We start from the raw sequence: 16,368 nt of genomic DNA on the forward strand, positions 1-16,368 counted from the left end.
TGAGCAGGATCCCCAGCCGGCGATAGCCGAACCGGCGACGTTCGTTCGCGATCTCGCGCATCCGCTCGCGGACAGCATCGTCCTTCCCGCGAAGCAACTCATATTGCCATGCCGACCGGTTGACCCCGACCAGCCTGCAAGCGCGACGCCCGCAGAAGCCGTGGTCGGCCATCAGCTTCTCCACCGCAGCGTAGCGATCCACAGACCGGGTCAGTTTTTCCCAGCAGATCCTTCAGCGCCGACACGTCCAGCATCGACTCCGCCAGCAGCTTCTTCAGCCGCCGGTTCTCATCCACCAGCGTCCGCAACCGCGCCGCTTCCGACACGGTCATCCCGCCGTATTTCGACTTCCAGTTGTAGAATGTCGTATCGCTGATGCCGTACTTACGGCACAGCTCGGCGGTCTTCACGCCAGCCTCGTGCTCACGCAGCACGCCTATGATCTGATCCTCGGTAAACGGCCTCGCCGCATCGCTCCTCTCCATCTGACGAGCTAACTTACCAATGGCATGATTTCCGGGGAGCACGTCACGACCAGGTCCCAATTACCCTGCTTGGTGTAGAACTTGACCGCGAAGCCGTGAACGTCGCGCGGGGTGTCGACCGAACCCGATCCACCGGCGACGGTTGAGAAGCGAGTGAAAACCGGGGTGCGGACGCCGACCTTCTGGAACAGATCGGCCAAGGTCACGTCCGCCAGCGATTCGGTTTAACTCGAAATAGCCGTGCGCGGCCGAGCCGCGCGCGTGGACGATCCGCTCCGGGATGCGCTCGTGATCGAAGTGATTAATCTTCCCGCGGTAGACCTCGTCTTCGAGCAGAGCTGGGCCGCGCGCGCCTACCTTGAGCTGATTTTGATTGTCGCTGATTGGTATGCCGTGGTTGGTCGTCAGTACCGGGTGATCAGCGCCCGCTACCTGGTGGAGCTCGCCGCCGTCGCCGGTGCGACACTGCTCGGGTTCGTAATCAGCCTGTCGGATCCTCAAACGTTGCGTGACTGCAACGCTTGCGCTCTCAACGTCCGGCAGGAGGTGATGGCCCATCGAGATCGTAGGAAAAGCAAGAATGGGTCGATCCTAGCGATTGGCGGCTCCGCTATGCCTCACGCTTCCCGTCAGGGGCTCTCGATTTCTCATCCAGGTTGAAGGTGAGTTGCCGGCGTTCGTTAGACCGTGATCTCGATGGCGGCCGAAGAATATTCGACTGACGTCAACCAGCCGAGCGATGTGTGAGGACGGCTCTCGTTGTCGCTCACGATCATCGTCAGCCCGCTATACGCGGCGATCCGATCGGTGAGGTCGCGAACGACCCGCCGACCCGAGATCGACGTATGACCATCGCCCGGAGGCATCGGCGCCCGTACCCTCGCGGTCGCGGGCGCTGCGATCAATCGTGGTCGATGTCGCGCATGGCTCCTCGGCTGCATGGCAACACTCGATCGGCCCCCTTTGCGGTCTAGCGTCCGGCAGTCTTGGCGAAATCCATCTCCGCCATTAACGTTGTCACAGTAGACCGCGTCGCTTCGTCTCGTTGCCACGGCGCCGCTATTTCTGTCGGTCGAGCCAGCCATGGGCGCGCAGCCAGCCAAGCAATGCGGCGTTCCAGCCCGTGCTGGTCGTTCCCGGCTTGCCGTCGAAGCCGAAGCCGTGGCCGCCATGTTCGTAAACGTGGAGCTCGACCGGCCGACCATGGCGGCGCCAGCTGTCGGGAAGGCCATAGCCTTGCTTGCCGAACAGCTCGTCGTCGCTCGCCACGGCGACGAACAACGGCGGGGCGGCGGCTGGCACCGTCGCGGGTGCCATCGACGGATAGATGGCGGCGAGCAGGTCGGGCAGGGTGCCGGGCGCAGCGGTCTTCACCAGATCGATGCCCATGATCGCGCCGGCCGAAAAGCCCATATAGGCGATCCGGTGCGGGTCGATGCCCCATTGTGCCGCACGGTCGCGCACCAGTCGCATCGCCGTTTGTGCATCCGCCAGCGCCGGTGCGGGCGCGGCAATGTCGGCGCCGCCCTTCGCCTCGGCCGCGGCGGCAGCGGCGAAGCGGGCGAGTGCCGCCTGCTTGAACGCGTCCATCGGCGCCGGGGTGGCATCCAGCCGGTACTTGAGCACGAAGGCGGCGATGCCGTGATCGGCAAGCCAGCGCGCCGGCTTCATTGCCTCCGCTTCCATCGATTCCATCACGAAGCCGCCGCCCGGCGCGATGACCACCGCCGCGCCCGTCGCCTTTGCCTTGTCGGGCAGAACGGGAAGCAGCGTCGCAGTCGACACGTTACGCACGGTCGGGCGTCCGGCGAGGGTAAACCAGCTTTCCGCCGGCATGCCGGGAACGCCGCCAGTACCGAGTGGGATCGCCCCAACCTGAGGCGGCGTCGCCATCGGTGCGACCGGGATCGACTGGGCGGCGGCGATGCATGGCGTTGCCAGCGACAAGGCGATGCAGGCGATACGGATGGCGATCATGTCTGTGCCCTTTCCAACGTCGGTATCAGCGCCACTGGCGCGCCGGCAGGGTGATCGTGACGACCGGCCCCAGGTCGGTGGCGGATCGACCCAAGGCGAAGCCGTATCGGCCGGCGGCCATCGACCATTTGCCGCCGCGGCTTTCCGCCAAAAGCTTGGGATCGATCGGGATCATCACGGTCGTGGTCGCGCCGGCCGCAATCGCCACCTTGGCGAAGCCGGCGAGCCGACGCGTCGGGCCGGCCGGCGTCGACACGAGATAGAGCTGTGCCACCTCGCTGCCGCCACGTTGGCCGACATTGCGGATCGCGGCGCTCGCCCGTGGGCTGGCACCGCCGACGACCTTCAGGGGCCCATGGTCGAACCGCGTGTAGCTCAGTCCAAACCCGAACGGGAACAGCGGCGCCAGCCCCTTGCGCGCGAACCAGCGGTAGCCGACGTCAGCTCCCTCGATGTCATAGTCGATCGGATAGCTCTTGCCCGCCGCCAGCCCGGCGGCGAAGTCACGGTCGACCATGCCGGCATAGGGCAGCGCGGGGCGCGGCAGCTGATCGAGCGAGGCGGGGAACGTCACCGGCAGGCGCCCCGACGGATTGACGTCGCCGAACAAGGTCGCCGCGATCGCATCGCCACCGCGCGCTCCGCCGTACCATGCTTCGAGCACCGCGCCGCTTCGGTCCAGCCACGGCATCAGGACGGGGCCGCCCGTCTCCAGCACGACGACCGTCTTCGGATTGGCGGCGGCGACGGCGGCGATCAGCGCGTCCTGCCCGCCGGGAAGCGACAGGTCGGGCACGTCCATGCCCTCCGCCATCCATTGCGTCGCGAAGACGATCGCCACGTCCGCCGCCCTTGCCGCCGCGGCAGCTTCTGCGGGATAGCGGCCGTCGACGAATTTGACGCTCGCCTTGGACGCCAGCGCGCGGATCGCGGCGAGCGGTGCGGTGCCGTGATAGGTCTGGTTGTTGTACTTGGCGAGCGGTCCCTCGCCGCCCATCGGCAGCGACACGGCGGGCCCACCCTCCGGCTGGACTTGCGTCGATCCGCCACCCGACAGCACGCCGGCATCGGCATAGCCGCCGATCACCGCGATCGATCGCACCGCCTTGGACAGCGGCAACAGTGCGTTCCGGTTGCGCAGCAGCACGATGCCTTCGTCCTCGACCGCCCGCGCGAGGGCGGCGTTGCCGGCGACATCGATCGGGCCCTTGGCCGGCGGGTTCGCATCCAGACCAACCGCGTAGATCGATCGGAGGATCCGCCGGTTCATGTCCTGCAATCGCGTGGCGTAGGCCGGATCGCGTGCCGCCGCCTCGGCCAAGGGCTTGGCGAAGAACATCTGCTTGTCGATCTGCGCACCCGATTGCTGGTCGAGCCCTGCGATCGCGAAGTCGAGCGCGCCCACCGCGCCCCAATCGGACATGACGAAGCCCGGATAGCGCCAATCCTGCTTGAGCACGCGGTTGAGTAGGTAGTCGCTGCCGCATGCCGGCGCGCCGTTGACGCGATTGTACGCGCACATCACCGAACCCGGTCGCCCCTGCTCGATGGCGAGTTCGAACGCGAGCAGGTCGCTCATCCGGAAGGCATCGTCGGCGATCCGTCCATCGACGGCGTGCCGCCCCGTCTCCTGCGCGTTCAGCGCGAAATGCTTCACCGTCGACATGACGTGCTGCGACTGGGTGCCGTCGATCGCCGCGCCGCCGAGCACGCCCGAGTGCAGCGGATCCTCACCGAAATACTCAAAGGTGCGCCCGTTGCGCGGATCGCGCATCAGGTTGATGCCGCCGCCCAGCAGCACGTTGAAGCCCTTGGCCTTCGCCTCCCGCGCGATCATCGCGCCACCGCGGCGGATCAGATCGGGGTTCCATGTCGCCCCCATCGCGGTTGCCGACGGCAGTGCGGTCGCGCCGTCCTTGCGCAGATTTGCGATGTAGGAGACGCCGAGGCTGGCATCGGTTTCGAGCAGCGCCGGGACGCCGAGGCGAGGGAGCCCGGTGATATAGCCGGCCCCCAGCACCGCCTCCGCAGGAATCTTGACGTTGGGGATCAGCGGGATCGCCCACAGGCCGTGGGTGAGCGTCGTTCGCTCGTCGGGTCGCATCCGGCGTTCGGTGTCGGCGGCACGAGCCTCCGCCTGTCGATCCCCCGACACGGGCGTGGCCGATGTCGGTTGCCGCTGCGCCGACGCCATCGCCGCACATCCGGCGATCACGCCGGCCAAGATGATCGTTCGACCCGCCATTCCATCTACCCTCCCGCGCACCTTGTCACATACGTGCTTGACAGTATGTTTCTGACGCACGATGCTTGTTGTCAAGCGGCATCGACCGCATCACGGGTGAGGGGAACATGCCATGCGCACCGTCGCGATTCTTTTAAGTGCAAGCACGCTGGCGCTGTCGAACGCCGCCGCGGCTCAGACCACGCCGACTACGACCTCGAGCGGGACCGAAACGCAGGCGACCGACCCGGCGACCACGCCCGACGGCGACATCGTCGTCACCGCGCAGCGCCGCGCCGAAAACCTGCGCGACGTGCCGATCGCCATCACCGTCGTGAACGGCCAGTCGATCCGCGAAACCGGCGCCACTCAGCTCGCCGACATCACCCAGCGCGCACCGAGTCTCAACTTCACCGCCACGCCCGGCGTGCCCAATTTCGCGATCCGCGGCGTCGGCACGAACTCCTTCGACTATGGCATCGAGTCGGCGGTCGGCATCGCGGTCGACGACGTCAACATCACGCTCCCGCGCTATGTACCGCTCAACTCGCTCGCCGATGTCGAGCGGATCGAAGTGCTGCGCGGCCCCCAGGGCCTGTTGTTCGGCAAGAACACCACCGCCGGGCTGATCTTGATCGCCACCACCAAGCCGAAACTCGGCGTGTTCGGCAGCAGCGGGCGGGTCCAGGCCGGCAGCCGCGACCAGGTGCAGGCGCAGGCGGTCGTCAACCTGCCGATCGGCGACACCATCGCGTTGCGCGTCAGCGGCGGCTATCAGTATCAGAAGCCTTCGACCCAGCTCGTCGGCCCCGGACGCCTCAATCCCGTGCGTCGCTACTTCGGCACTGCCAAGCTGCTGTGGGAGCCGACCGATCGACTGTCGCTCTATGCGATCGCCGATTATCAGAACAACACGGGAGTCGAGGCCTATTCGACGATCCGCAAGTTCGGCGGCAACGATCCGACGCCGATCCCCGCAGCGTTCCGTCCGTTCGCGCCGGCCAATTTCGTGTTCCAGCAAAACACCGCGCTGGGCGTCGTCGCATCACCGACCAACAACAAGACCGCGATCGGCAGCACCAACGTGGTGCGTGACGAGCGCAGCTTCGGTGCCCAGCTGTCGGCGAGCTACGATGCCGGGCCGCTCACCGTCACCTCGGTCACCGCCTATCGCGACCTGAACGCGCGCGCCAACAACGACGTCGATCAGACGCCGGTGGCCTTCTTCGACACCAATATCGCCAACTCCCAATCCCACCAGCTGTCGGAGGAACTGCGCGTCACCAACAACGGTCGCGGCTTCGTCGACTATACCGCCGGGCTCTATTATTTCGAGCAGCACATCGATGCCCAGATCCTGCAGGCGGGGACGTTCGGGGTGTTCCCGGCAAGCTCGGCGATCCGGCTGTCGCCGGTCAACGGCCGTCGAACTTCGACTATCGCACCAAGAGCTATGCCGGCTTCGCGCAGCTGACGTTCAACCTCACCCAATCGCTGCGCCTGATCGCCGGCGGCCGCTACACCCGCGACGAGATCAACTCGACGACGACCGTCACCGCGGTGCCGGGCGTCTGCAACCTCGTCACCTTCCTGCTGAGCGGCGGGCAACGCTGCGTCGGTACGCTGGCGGCGCCGCTGGTCGCCGATCGCAACGCCGACGGCTTCTCGGCACGCGCCGGCATCGAATATGCGATCGCGCCCACCGCCAACCTCTATGCAACCTACACGCGCGGCTACAAGGGACCGGCGGTCAGCTCGGCAGCAGGCGTCGCGTTCGGCGTCGATCCCGAAAAGGTCGACGCCTATGAGATCGGCGCCAAGCTCGACCTCGCCGATCGCCGCGTCAGCCTGAACGTCGCCGGCTTCATCAACGACTTCCGCGATTTCCAGGCGCAGGTGTTCGATCCGACGCTCAACGGCGGCCTCGGCACCTTCCGCACCGGCAACGCGAGCACGCTCAAGACCCGCGGCGTCGAGGCGGAGGCGGTGGTGCGCCCGTTCGCCGGGGTCAGCCTGTCGGGCGGCGTCACCTATCTCGACACGCGCTACGGCAACTACAACGTCAGCTGCTACACCGGGCAGACCGCGGCGCAGGGCTGCACCTTGCCTGGCCCCAGCTTCAATGCCGCGGGATCGCCACTGATCGGGGCATCGAAGTGGACGACGAGCCTGGCCGCCAATGTCGACCAGCCGATCGGCAACGACCTGAAGGTGTTCGTCAACGCCGACTGGCGCTATCGCAGCCGCTTCTATTACGCGATCAACGATCCCAATACGATCCAGGCCGGCTATTCGCTCGTCAACGCCACGATCGGCATCGGCGATATCGGCGACCACGCGCGGTTCAGCGTCTTCGTCCGCAACCTGTTCGACAAGCGCTATGCCGCGGCGATCTTCCCCGGCAATTTCTCGGCGGGCCAGTACGTCCAGACGCTGCCCGACGCCGCCTTCCGCCGCATCGGCGGCGCCTTCGAGTGGCGCTTTTGACGGTACACCCTGGCCCCGACTTGTTCGGGGGCAGGCAATCCGTCATCAAGACGCCGGGAGCGAAAATGGGCGAGACGAAAACGCGGCGACGCACGCAGGAACAGCGCACCGCAGAGACGCGCACCGCCTTGTTCGAGGCGGCCGTCCGCGCGATCAGCCGCCTCGGCTACAGCCGCGCCAGCAACGCCGAGATCGCCGACGAGGCGGGCGTCAGCCGCGGCGCGATTACCCACCACTTCGCCACCCGCGCCGCCTTCATCGCGGAGGTGGTCCGCTGGGTGTTCGAGCAGGAAGTTCTCGCTTATCAGGAACTCCAGCGCGAGTGGAATACTGGCTCGCGCGTGTCGGACTGGCCGCGCATTTCGTGGGAGGTGCTGTCGCGCCCATCCGGCATCGCGGTGCTCGAGATCTTCGTCGCCTCGCGCAGCGACCCCGAGCTCGCCGCGCTGATCAAGCCGGTTCAGGCGGCGATTGAACAGCTGGCGGCCACCGCCTTCCTTGAACGGCTAGGAGCCAAGACGCGCGACACCGCTGCGATCCGGCTCGTCGTCTGGGCGATGCGCGGGCTGTCGCTCGGGCGCGAATTCGTCGACGACCCCGACCAGATCACCGACGCCGTCGACCTGCTTGCCAGGCTGCTCGAACGTGCCGCGCCGAACGGGACCGTCCAGGAATTGATCGAGCTCCGGTCGCCCAGTCGCTGAACGGGCCAGGGCAATGCCCGCTGCCCGAACCGGCTCACTTCGCCACGACATCACGGTGCATCGGCGCGAGCTTCGCGAGCAGGCGGTTTTGCGCCGGGAAGGGGACGCGGGCGTGGCGCATGGCGGCCTGAAGGTTCTCCACGAGCGCGGCCGTGTCGGCCTGCTGGATGCCCATGTCCTTGTGTGCGGTCGCCATCGTCTGGCCCGAGTAATCGCAGCCACCGTTGAGCAGATAGCAGAATTGCTCGTACAGAGTGCGGCGCAGTCGGACCAAATCGCGGCTCTTGAAGATGTCGGCGATCCGGGGATCGGCGACGTTCCGTGCGACGAGATCGTCGACGATCGCGCGGACGCCGGGCTCGCCGCCAAAGGCACGCCACATTGCTTGGCCCTCGAACGGCGTCGCACCGGCGTTGGCATTGGCGTGGGCATAGGGGGCGACCGGCTCCTCTCCGGCGGGAACGGGCTGGGCCGATTGGAGCGCTAGGGCCAAAGCGAACGGGAACATCTCAGAAAGACCCCTGGAGCGAGAGGAAGGCGCCGCGCTGACGGCGTATGGTGGCGATGTCGCCGAGATCGACGAACGCCGCCGTGATCGAGGCATGGCGGCCGATCGCCCAGGCCGCGAACACGTCCGCGGCCTTTTGTTCGCGGGCGAAGCGCAGGTTGTCGGGCTTGGTCCTCAGCTCGGCTCCGACCAGCAGCGATGGCGACAGAAGGATGCCCGCCGACCCCTCGACCTGCGCCGAATAGCCGCGCCGGCGGTCGCCGCCGAAGCCCAATAGCCCGAACTGGTTGGCCTTGGTTGCGCGGAGCGTCGTCGCGAGGACCACGCTGCGCGCCAGCACCACCTTGGTGGCGGAAAGGTAGAAATCCGTGCCGCGGGACGATCGACCGCCGACAGCGCTGATGACGGCGCCCTGGTCGGCGATCTTGTGCTGAACGCCGATCGAGAACTGGGGCAGCCAGCGATCCTGATCCCACACCGCGTCGCCGGCGATGCGCAGCTTGGCGCCGACGATATGCTGCGCGAAGGTGAAGCCGCGACCAAGCCCCAGCGCCGCTCCCGCGGCGCGCGTGTCGAAGCGCTGATAGGCGTAGGACAGCTCGACCCGGTCGTTGATGCCGATCGCGACGCCCGCGCTCTCAAGGTCGAAGTCGGGAAGCGCCACCAACGTCGCGTGCGCGCTGCCGCCGATGCCGTCTCGCGTCTCGTTGCCGGCAATCAGCGCCCAGCTGGCGAGGCCACCGCCGGCCGCGCCTTCGACGCTGCTGACGCCGTTGGTGAGCAACAATTTGCCCCCGGCTCGTCGATCGCCCGCCACGGCGGGAGTGGCGAGGGAGAGGCAGAGGCAACCGAGGGCAAGATGGTGACGCTTCATCGCCGCCGCTTTGCCATTCCATGGTCAATTTCGAGTTAAATCATCCGTTTACGTCGCGGCAACTTGCGTCGGGTAAGGGAGGGGCATGTTCATCGCCCGTACGGCCCTCGCAAGTCTTGCCCTTTTCTCCGCAGCTCCGGCCTGGGCAGGGCCGGTCGGCATCCAGGTGCTCAGCGCCGACGGCCAGCCACTGCCAGGCGCGGTGGTGACGCTGACGCTGCCGGGTACGCCGATGCCCGCCGCGCACGGGCCCTATCGCGTCGCCCAGCGCAATATCGCCTTCGATCCCCGAGTACTGATCGTGCCCGTCGGGGCCGCGGTCAGCTTTCCCAATCTCGATCGCGTCCGGCACCACGTCTATTCCTTTTCATCGGCGCGCAGGTTCGATCTGAAGCTGTACGGCCGCGATGAAAGCCGCAGTGTGACGTTCGACAAGCCGGGCGCAGTGGCGCTCGGCTGCAACATCCACGACAGCATGAGCGGCGTCATCTACGTCACCGCGACGCCCTATGCGGCGGTGACCGATGGCCAGGGACGGGTGTCGTTCGCGGGCGTCGGCGCGGGGCGCGGGACGCTGCTGGTGTGGCATCCGTCGATCCGGGCAAAGGGCAATGCGGTGTCGCAACCTGCGGCGCTCACCGGAGGCGGCCTTTCCACCGTCGTTCGGCTGCGCCCGTGATGGGGCGTTCCCGCTTCCGCAGCCTTCGCGCGCGGCTGACCGTCCTTTATGCTGGCCTGTTTACCGCCGGTCTCGTTGCGCTGACGATCTTCGCGCAGGTGATGATCGAGCGGAGCGCCCGGCGGACTGCTGCCGACGAGTTGGCAGCGAGCGGCAGCGTCTACGACCGCCTCTGGCAGGAACGGGCGCGGTCGCTGGCCGGGGCGGCGGACGTGGTCGCGCGCGATTTCGGTTTTCGCTCGGCGGTGGCGAGTGGCGACGAGGCGACGATCGTGTCGGCGCTGGCCAGTCTGAGCGCGCGGGCGGACGTACCGCAGGCGGTGCTGATCGATCAGGGCGGCCAGGTGATCGGCGATGCCGGTGCCGCGCAGGGCAGGCTGGCGGCGCTGTCCGCGGCGATGAGCGACGCCCGCCGTGATGCCGTCATCGCGATTGGCGGCAAGGCCAGCCGAATCGTCACCGCGCCGGTGATGGCGCCGATCGAGATCGGGCGGATCGCCCTGATCGTGCCGCTCGACGCGCAGGAGATGCGCGGATTGGAGCGGCTGTCATCGATTCCGCTGCGGGCGAGCGTGCTGACGCGCGACGCGGACGGGTGGGGAGGCGGGGATGGGCATGTCGCGGCGACGCTGCCCGTCGACACCGTCGTGACCCTGCCCGGCGCGTCGGGCCAGAGCTTCGCGATGCTGAAGCTGCTGCCCGGCGTCGCCAGCCGGCCGGACGCCGCGCTGCTGCTGGCCTATCCGATGGATCGGGCGATGGCGCCCTATCGCTCGATCCAGTTTGGGCTGGTGCTGGCGGGGCTGGCGTGGCTGGTACTGATCGGCATCGGATCGGGGCGGCTCGCGCGCGGCATCGCGCGGCCAATCGCGGCGCTCGACCATGCGGCCCGCCGGTTGGCGGCGGGCGAGCGGACCGAAGTGGCGGTGGAGACCGACGACGAGGTCGGGCGGCTGTCGGCGACGTTCAACGCGATGTCGCAGGGGATCGTCGAGCGCGAGGAGCGAATCACGCACCTCGCCTTCCACGATATCCTGACCGACCTGCCCAACCGGGCGTTCTTTCGCCAGTCGCTCGACCAGGAGATGGCACGCGCCGCGCGAAGCGGCGAGCGGCTGGCGCTGCTCTATCTCGATCTCGACGGGTTCAAGGCGGTCAACGACTCGCTCGGCCACCCCGCAGGCGACGCGCTGCTGCGCAGGGTCGGCGAGCAGTTGCTCGAGCTGTCGGGTCATGCGGTGGTCGCGCGGCTGGGCGGCGACGAATTCGCGATCGTGGTGCAGGAGAGCGTCGACCGTAGCCGTGCCCGGCGGCTGGCGCACGATATCCTCGACAGCTTCGCACGCCCGATCGACGTCGAAGGCCAGACGATCCCAAGCGGCACCAGCATCGGCATCTCGCTGTTCCCCGACGATGCCGCGACCGGCGAGGCGCTGGTAAAAAACGCCGATCTTGCGCTGTACCGGGCGAAGCAGGACGGGCGCGGGGTCTATCGCTTCTTCGAACAATCGCTCGACGAAGCGGCGCGTAGGCGGCGCCAGATCGAGGCGGACCTGCGCGCCGCGATCCGTACCGGCGGGCTCGAGCTCCGCTTCCAGCCGATCGTCGGGACGGGCGACGCCGTCATCCGCGGGTTCGAGGCGCTGCTGCGCTGGCCGCATCCGATCGAGGGCTATATCCCTCCGACCGAATTCATTCCGATCGCCGAGGAAACCGGGCTGATCGTCGCGCTGGGCGAATGGGTGCTGCACGAGGCGTGCCGGGTCGCGGCGGACTGGCCACCGCATATCCGGGTCGCGGTCAACGTCTCGCCGCTGCAATTCCGTGCGCCCGGCTTCCAGGCGGTGGTGCTCCAGGCACTGGCGCGCAGCGGCATCGCGCCGACCCGGCTGGAAATCGAGATCACCGAGTCGGTGTTCCTCGACGGCGTCGATGCGGTCACGGACATCCTGCACAAGCTGCGCGCGATGGGGGTCCGCATCGCGCTCGACGACTTCGGCACCGGCTATTCGTCGCTGAGCTATCTGCGCTCCTTCCCGTTCGACAAGCTGAAGATCGATCGATCCTTCATCACCAACATAGCCAGCGACGAGAGCGCTGGCGCGATCGTCAAGGCGATCCTCGACCTGGCCGGCGCGCTCAGGATGGAGACGACCGCGGAGGGGGTCGAAAACATCGAGCAGCAGAGCGAACTGGTATCGCGCGGGTGCGACACGCTGCAGGGCTATCTGTTCAGCCGACCGATCGACGCAGACGCGGCGATGGCGCTGCTCGCGCTGAAGGATGTCGCTCTGGAGCGCAGGGTCGCCTGAGCCTAGCGAAGCATAGGCCTGGTATCGACCAGACGGACGTCGTGCATCTGGTTGAGATAGGCCTCGTAATAGCCCTTGTGCGAGGCACCGACGATCGCAAGCATCCGCATGCCGGGGTAGCGGCCGAGCACCTCGCGGATATTGGCCACCATCCTCAGGTTGCGCGTTTCCCAATAGCCGACGTAGTTGCGACCGAACTGCTGCGGCGACGGCTCCACCAGTGCGGCGCCGAAATCGCCGCGATAGGCGAGGTCGGCCTCGCGTGGTGCGTTGACGGCTCGATAGAGGGCGAGGACGCCGCCCGGCTGCCCCAGTCCCTTGGTCAGCCGATCGCTTTCCGTGTGGCGGGCGGCGCTCCAGGGGTTTCGCCACGCCGCCATGATCGCCTGGCCCGCTGCCTTGTTGACGGCAGGATCGGGATCGTCGGGGGTGTCGGCGCTATGATCGTCGACGCTCCACAGTCGCTCGAGCCCGAGCCGTGCAGCGAGCGCCGCGGCGATCTGCGCGGTTTCGTTGCGGCGGGCGGCATATTGGCCGAGATGGGCGACGAGCGCCTCGTCGAGTCCGTCGCCGGCACGGCGCTCGGTGGCGGGTAGGCGAAGCCACTGGACATAGGCGGACCCGCGTTCCCCCGCGGCCAGGAAGACGGCGGCGAGGCGGCGGCGTTGCGCCGCGCTGGGCGATGCCGGCCAAGTGGCGAGCACCCGCTCCGCCTCCGTCGTGGCGGCGGGCACGTCTAGGCCGGTGGCGCGGGCGGCCGGGGCAGGGTCCCAGCAATAACTCTTGACCGTGTCGGCATAGCGCGCGGGGTAACGGCGCAGGGTGTCGCACTGGATTTCCGACAGATCCTCGGTCGCGATGCCGGTCGGCTTCCACGCGGCCAGCCGGTCGAGCAGCGGCGCCAGCAGCGCCAGGTCGACATCCTTGGGCAGCCCGGAGAGGTGCGGCGTGCCGAGCACCATCACCTCGTTGGGCTTGCCGGGGGGCGGACCCTTCAGCGCGTCGGGATGGAAACTTGGCCGATACGACTGGGCATAGCCCGCACTGGCGGCAAGGGCGGCGACGGCCGCGATCATCCTGGTGTATTGCATCCGCACGACACTATGATCCGGCTCGAAACGACGCAAGCCGAGACTGGCGATTAACCGATGAGCGCCTATGTCGGTCGTCCCGATACCCAGCGAGTCACCGATCCGATGAATGTTGCCGAGCTTCTGCTGCCGACCCAGCTGCCGCCGTTCGAGGCGTTGACGCCCGAGGCGATCCTGCCCGCGCTAGACCGGGCGCTGGCCGATCAGGATGCGGTGGTCGAGGCGCTGGTGGCGGCGAAGCCGACGACGTTCGAGGAGGCGTGGATGCCGCTGGAGCGCGCCGGCAACGCGATCGACGCCTTGTGGTCGGCGGTATCGCATCTGCATGGTGTCGCCGACACGCCGGAGCTGCGTGCCGCCTATGCCAGCGGTCTGGAGCGGCTGGTCGAGGCCGGTACGCGGCTGCGTCAGAACCGCGATGTCTACGACATGCTGGTCGCTCTGTCGGTCACGCCTGCCTTCGCCGACCTGCCGCGCAGCGACCGCGTCGCCGTGGAGCAGGCGCTGCGCGACTTCCGCCTGTCGGGCGTCGCGCTCGATGAGGAAGAGCGGGGGCGTTACATGGCGATCTCGCTCGAACTGTCGCAGCTTCAGACCGATTTCGGCAGCGCGGTGCTCGACGCGACCGATGCGTGGTCGGAGCATGTGACCGATGCCGCGATGCTGGCGGGCGTGTCCGACACCGACCGTGCCATGTTCGCGGCGGCGGCCGAGGCGAAGGGGCTCGATGGCTGGCTGGTCACGCTGCACCAGCCGAGCGTCAGTGCGATCCTGACCTTTGCGGATGACCGCGAGCTGCGGGCCCGGGTCTACCGCGCCAACGCCACGCGTGCGTCCGACCAGGGGCCGCAGGCGGGGCAGTTCGACAACGGCCCGCGGATCGCGCGGATCATGGCGCTTCGCCACGAGCTGGCGCATCTGCTGGGCTTCACCGATCCGGTGGCCTATTCGCTGGCGACGAAGATGGCGCCCGATGCCGCCGAGGTGCTGGCATTCCTGCGCGACCTGGCGAAGCGTGCCAAGCCGCTGGCCGAGCGCGACGTCGAGGCGCTGCGCGCCTTTGCCGCGGCCGAGCTGGGCATCGACGATCTGCAGCCGTGGGACGTCGGCTATGTCGCCGAGAAGCTGCGCGCCGAGCGCTTTGCGGTCGACGAGCAGGCGGTGCGCGCGCACTTCCCGGTCGAGCGGGTGATCGAAGGGTGGCAGGCGCTGCTGGGGCGGCTGTTCGGCATCCGGCTGGCCAAGCGCCACGACGTCCAGCTGTGGCACGAGGACGCGGCCTATTACGACGTCGCCGACGAGGATGGCGCGATCTTCGCGGGGCTGTACCTCGATCTCCATGCCCGGCCGGGCAAGCGGCCGGGGGCGTGGATGTCGGACGCGCGGCCGCGGCTGCGCGACGGCAACACCGTCGGGCTGCCGGTCGCGTATCTGACGTGCAACTTCACGCCCAAGGGCGACGAGACGCCGTCGCTGTTGAGCCACAACGACGTCGTCACGCTGCTGCACGAGACGGGGCATTGCCTCCACCACCTGTTCACCCGCGTCGACCGGCCGAGCATCGCCGGCACCAACGGCGTCGAATGGGACGCGATCGAGCTGCCGAGCCAGCTGATGGAGGATTTCGCCTGGGATCGCGAGGTGCTGACCAGCATGTCGCGTCACCATGCGACCGGCGCGCCGCTGCCGCCCGAATTGTTCGAGAAGCTGGTCGCCGCGCGCCAGTTCCTGTCAGGGATGATGGTGGTGCGGCAGATCGAATTTTCGCTGTTCGACCTGCTGCTTCACCTCGGCACGATGGGCTCCGACCCGATGGAGGTGATCGAGGCGGTGCGCGACGAGGTGGCGACGATCCGTCCGCCCGAGTGGCACCGCTTCCCACATGCGTTCAGCCATATCTTCGCCGGCTCCTATGCGGCGGGCTATTACAGCTATCTGTGGGCGGAGGTGCTGTCGGCGGACGGCTTCGGTCGCTTCGCCGAGGCGGGGCTGGTCGATCGCGCGACAGGCGACGCGTTCCGCGACGAGGTGCTGGCGAAGGGCGCGAGCCGGCCGGCGGCGGAGAGCTTCCGCGCCTTTCGCGGGCGGGATGCCGATCCGCAGGCGCTGTTGGTGAGACGGGGGCTGGCGTGACGGCAATCCTCACCCTGGCGGAGGAGGATTGGACTGGGGCATAGCAGTTCGATGACCGACACCCCCTTCGACCCCGCCGGCGACGGCGCCGAGATGTCGTTTCGCGGGCGTATGTCCTATGGCGACTATCTGTCGCTCGACGCGATCCTCGATGCGCAGCACCCGTTGTCCTCGGCGCACGACGAGCTGCTGTTCATCGTCCAGCACCAGACCAGCGAGCTATGGCTGAAGCTGGCGCTGCACGAGATGGAGGCGGCGACCGCAGCGCTCGCGGGCGACCGGCTCGACATCGCGTTCAAGATGCTGAGCCGGGTCGCGCGTATCCTGGAGCAGCTGAACGGCGCGTGGGACGTGCTGCGGACGATGACGCCGAGCGAATATTCGCAGTTCCGCGACTCGCTTGGGCAATCGTCGGGATTCCAGTCGTACCAGTATCGCGCGATCGAGTTCCTGGCGGGCAACCGCAACCCGGCAATGCTGAAGCCGCATGCCCATCGCCCGGCGCTGGACGAGCGACTGCGCGCGATCCTGGCGCGGCCCAGCCTGTACGACGAGGCGATCCGGCTGCTCGCGCGGCGTGGCTATGACGTGGGCGAGGAGCGGGCCGACCTGTCGCAGCAGCGCGACGAGAACGAGGCGTTGATCGGCGCTTGGGCGCGGGTCTATGCCGATCCCGCCGGGCAGTGGGACCTCTACGAGCTGGCCGAGAAGCTGGTCGATTTCGAGGACTATTTCCGCCGCTGGCGCTTCAATCACGTCACCACGGTCGAGCGCATCATCGGTCTGAAGCGGGGGACCGGAGGGACGTCCGGCGTCGCCTATCTGCGCAAGATGCTCGACGTCGTGCTCTTTCCCGAACTCTGGCGGGTGCGGACGATATTGTGAGGGAGAAGA

General features: G+C 67.7%; 13 protein-coding genes and 2 pseudogenes. 7 read left to right on the forward strand and 8 right to left on the reverse strand.

What is annotated here, in order from left to right:
* Nucleotides 1-98 precede the first annotated feature (98 nt).
* From GGQ80_RS10945 to GGQ80_RS10960, 5 genes and pseudogenes are all read right to left on the reverse strand, one after another.
* A complete protein-coding gene (locus tag GGQ80_RS10945; protein WP_183984730.1) occupies nt 99-485 on the reverse strand; it encodes a transposase in 387 nt (128 codons plus the stop codon).
* 47 nt (nt 486-532) lie between these two features.
* A pseudogene (locus tag GGQ80_RS10950) lies at nt 533-1,043 on the reverse strand (catalase); the annotation flags it as partial.
* Between the two features lie 122 nt (nt 1,044-1,165).
* The gene (locus GGQ80_RS18310) at nt 1,166-1,351 is read right to left on the reverse strand and encodes a hypothetical protein (RefSeq protein ID WP_221364340.1); all 186 of its coding nucleotides are present in this window, start codon (nt 1,349-1,351) and stop codon (nt 1,166-1,168) included.
* A 193-nt stretch (nt 1,352-1,544) separates the two neighbouring features.
* Nucleotides 1,545-2,462 carry an alpha/beta hydrolase gene (locus tag GGQ80_RS10955; RefSeq protein ID WP_183984732.1) on the reverse strand — a complete coding sequence of 306 codons (918 nt, stop codon included), beginning with the start codon at nt 2,460-2,462 and terminating at the stop codon, nt 1,545-1,547.
* Between the two features lie 25 nt (nt 2,463-2,487).
* Complete coding sequence (locus GGQ80_RS10960) at nt 2,488-4,707, reverse strand: beta-glucosidase family protein (RefSeq protein ID WP_246347022.1); 2,220 nt, start codon at nt 4,705-4,707, stop codon at nt 2,488-2,490.
* A gap of 112 nt (nt 4,708-4,819) precedes the next feature.
* On the opposite strand from GGQ80_RS10960, the pseudogene GGQ80_RS18745 reads away from it, so the two are divergent.
* The 3 genes and pseudogenes from GGQ80_RS18745 to GGQ80_RS10975 all read left to right on the forward strand — a co-directional run.
* Nucleotides 4,820-5,299 (forward strand): annotated as a pseudogene (locus GGQ80_RS18745) (TonB-dependent receptor plug domain-containing protein); the annotation flags it as partial.
* 638 nt (nt 5,300-5,937) lie between these two features.
* The gene (locus GGQ80_RS10970) at nt 5,938-7,173 is read left to right on the forward strand and encodes a TonB-dependent receptor (RefSeq protein WP_343051038.1); all 1,236 of its coding nucleotides are present in this window, start codon (nt 5,938-5,940) and stop codon (nt 7,171-7,173) included.
* 65 nt (nt 7,174-7,238) lie between these two features.
* Entirely contained in the window at nt 7,239-7,877 is a 639-nt protein-coding gene (locus GGQ80_RS10975; RefSeq protein WP_183984738.1) for a TetR/AcrR family transcriptional regulator, read from the forward strand.
* Nucleotides 7,878-7,911: 34 nt separating this feature from the next.
* On the opposite strand, the gene GGQ80_RS10980 is transcribed toward GGQ80_RS10975, so the two are convergent.
* Together GGQ80_RS10980 and GGQ80_RS10985 are read right to left on the reverse strand one after the other, a co-directional pair.
* On the reverse strand, nt 7,912-8,370 hold the full coding sequence (locus tag GGQ80_RS10980; RefSeq protein ID WP_343051029.1) for a group I truncated hemoglobin: 459 nt from the start codon (nt 8,368-8,370) through the stop codon (nt 7,912-7,914).
* A 16-nt stretch (nt 8,371-8,386) separates the two neighbouring features.
* Complete coding sequence (locus GGQ80_RS10985; RefSeq protein WP_246347024.1) at nt 8,387-9,172, reverse strand: DUF3034 family protein; 786 nt, start codon at nt 9,170-9,172, stop codon at nt 8,387-8,389.
* A 172-nt stretch (nt 9,173-9,344) separates the two neighbouring features.
* On the opposite strand from GGQ80_RS10985, the gene GGQ80_RS10990 reads away from it, so the two are divergent.
* Nucleotides 9,345-9,938, forward strand: a complete 594-nt coding sequence (locus GGQ80_RS10990; RefSeq protein ID WP_183984744.1) for a cupredoxin domain-containing protein — start codon at nt 9,345-9,347, stop codon at nt 9,936-9,938.
* The gene (locus GGQ80_RS10995) at nt 9,938-12,250 is read left to right on the forward strand and encodes a putative bifunctional diguanylate cyclase/phosphodiesterase (protein ID WP_183985122.1); all 2,313 of its coding nucleotides are present in this window, start codon (nt 9,938-9,940) and stop codon (nt 12,248-12,250) included. Before GGQ80_RS10990 ends, GGQ80_RS10995 begins: the two co-directional genes overlap by 1 nt.
* Nucleotides 12,251-12,252: 2 nt before the next feature.
* On the opposite strand, the gene GGQ80_RS11000 is transcribed toward GGQ80_RS10995, so the two are convergent.
* A complete protein-coding gene (locus GGQ80_RS11000) occupies nt 12,253-13,341 on the reverse strand; it encodes a DUF5694 domain-containing protein (protein WP_183984746.1) in 1,089 nt (362 codons plus the stop codon).
* Nucleotides 13,342-13,446: 105 nt separating this feature from the next.
* On the opposite strand from GGQ80_RS11000, the gene GGQ80_RS11005 reads away from it, so the two are divergent.
* Together GGQ80_RS11005 and kynA are read left to right on the forward strand one after the other, a co-directional pair.
* Nucleotides 13,447-15,474 (forward strand): M3 family metallopeptidase, encoded by a 2,028-nt coding sequence (locus GGQ80_RS11005; RefSeq protein WP_183985124.1) that lies wholly within the window; start codon nt 13,447-13,449, stop codon nt 15,472-15,474.
* A gap of 51 nt (nt 15,475-15,525) precedes the next feature.
* The gene (gene kynA, locus GGQ80_RS11010) at nt 15,526-16,359 is read left to right on the forward strand and encodes a tryptophan 2,3-dioxygenase (RefSeq protein WP_183984748.1); all 834 of its coding nucleotides are present in this window, start codon (nt 15,526-15,528) and stop codon (nt 16,357-16,359) included.
* The last annotated feature ends 9 nt before the right edge of the window (nt 16,360-16,368 follow it).

Source organism: Sphingomonas jinjuensis (assembly GCF_014197105.1).
Classification (GTDB): Bacteria; Pseudomonadota; Alphaproteobacteria; order Sphingomonadales; family Sphingomonadaceae; genus Sphingomonas; species Sphingomonas jinjuensis.

Excerpts from the sequence above, each read along its gene's own strand:
- GGQ80_RS18310 (WP_221364340.1), bottom strand. The coding sequence starts at position 1,351 with ATGCCTCCGGGCGATGGTCATACGTCGATCTCGGGTCGGCGGGTCGTT.
- GGQ80_RS11000 (WP_183984746.1), bottom strand. The coding sequence starts at position 13,341 with ATGCAATACACCAGGATGATCGCGGCCGTCGCCGCCCTTGCCGCCAGT.
- GGQ80_RS10945 (WP_183984730.1), bottom strand. The coding sequence starts at position 485 with ATGGAGAGGAGCGATGCGGCGAGGCCGTTTACCGAGGATCAGATCATA.
- kynA (WP_183984748.1), top strand. The coding sequence starts at position 15,526 with ATGACCGACACCCCCTTCGACCCCGCCGGCGACGGCGCCGAGATGTCG.
- GGQ80_RS10960 (WP_246347022.1), bottom strand. The coding sequence starts at position 4,707 with ATGGCGGGTCGAACGATCATCTTGGCCGGCGTGATCGCCGGATGTGCG.
- GGQ80_RS10995 (WP_183985122.1), top strand. The coding sequence starts at position 9,938 with ATGGGGCGTTCCCGCTTCCGCAGCCTTCGCGCGCGGCTGACCGTCCTT.
- GGQ80_RS10990 (WP_183984744.1), top strand. The coding sequence starts at position 9,345 with ATGTTCATCGCCCGTACGGCCCTCGCAAGTCTTGCCCTTTTCTCCGCA.
- GGQ80_RS10975 (WP_183984738.1), top strand. The coding sequence starts at position 7,239 with ATGGGCGAGACGAAAACGCGGCGACGCACGCAGGAACAGCGCACCGCA.
- GGQ80_RS10955 (WP_183984732.1), bottom strand. The coding sequence starts at position 2,462 with ATGATCGCCATCCGTATCGCCTGCATCGCCTTGTCGCTGGCAACGCCA.
- GGQ80_RS11005 (WP_183985124.1), top strand. The coding sequence starts at position 13,447 with ATGAATGTTGCCGAGCTTCTGCTGCCGACCCAGCTGCCGCCGTTCGAG.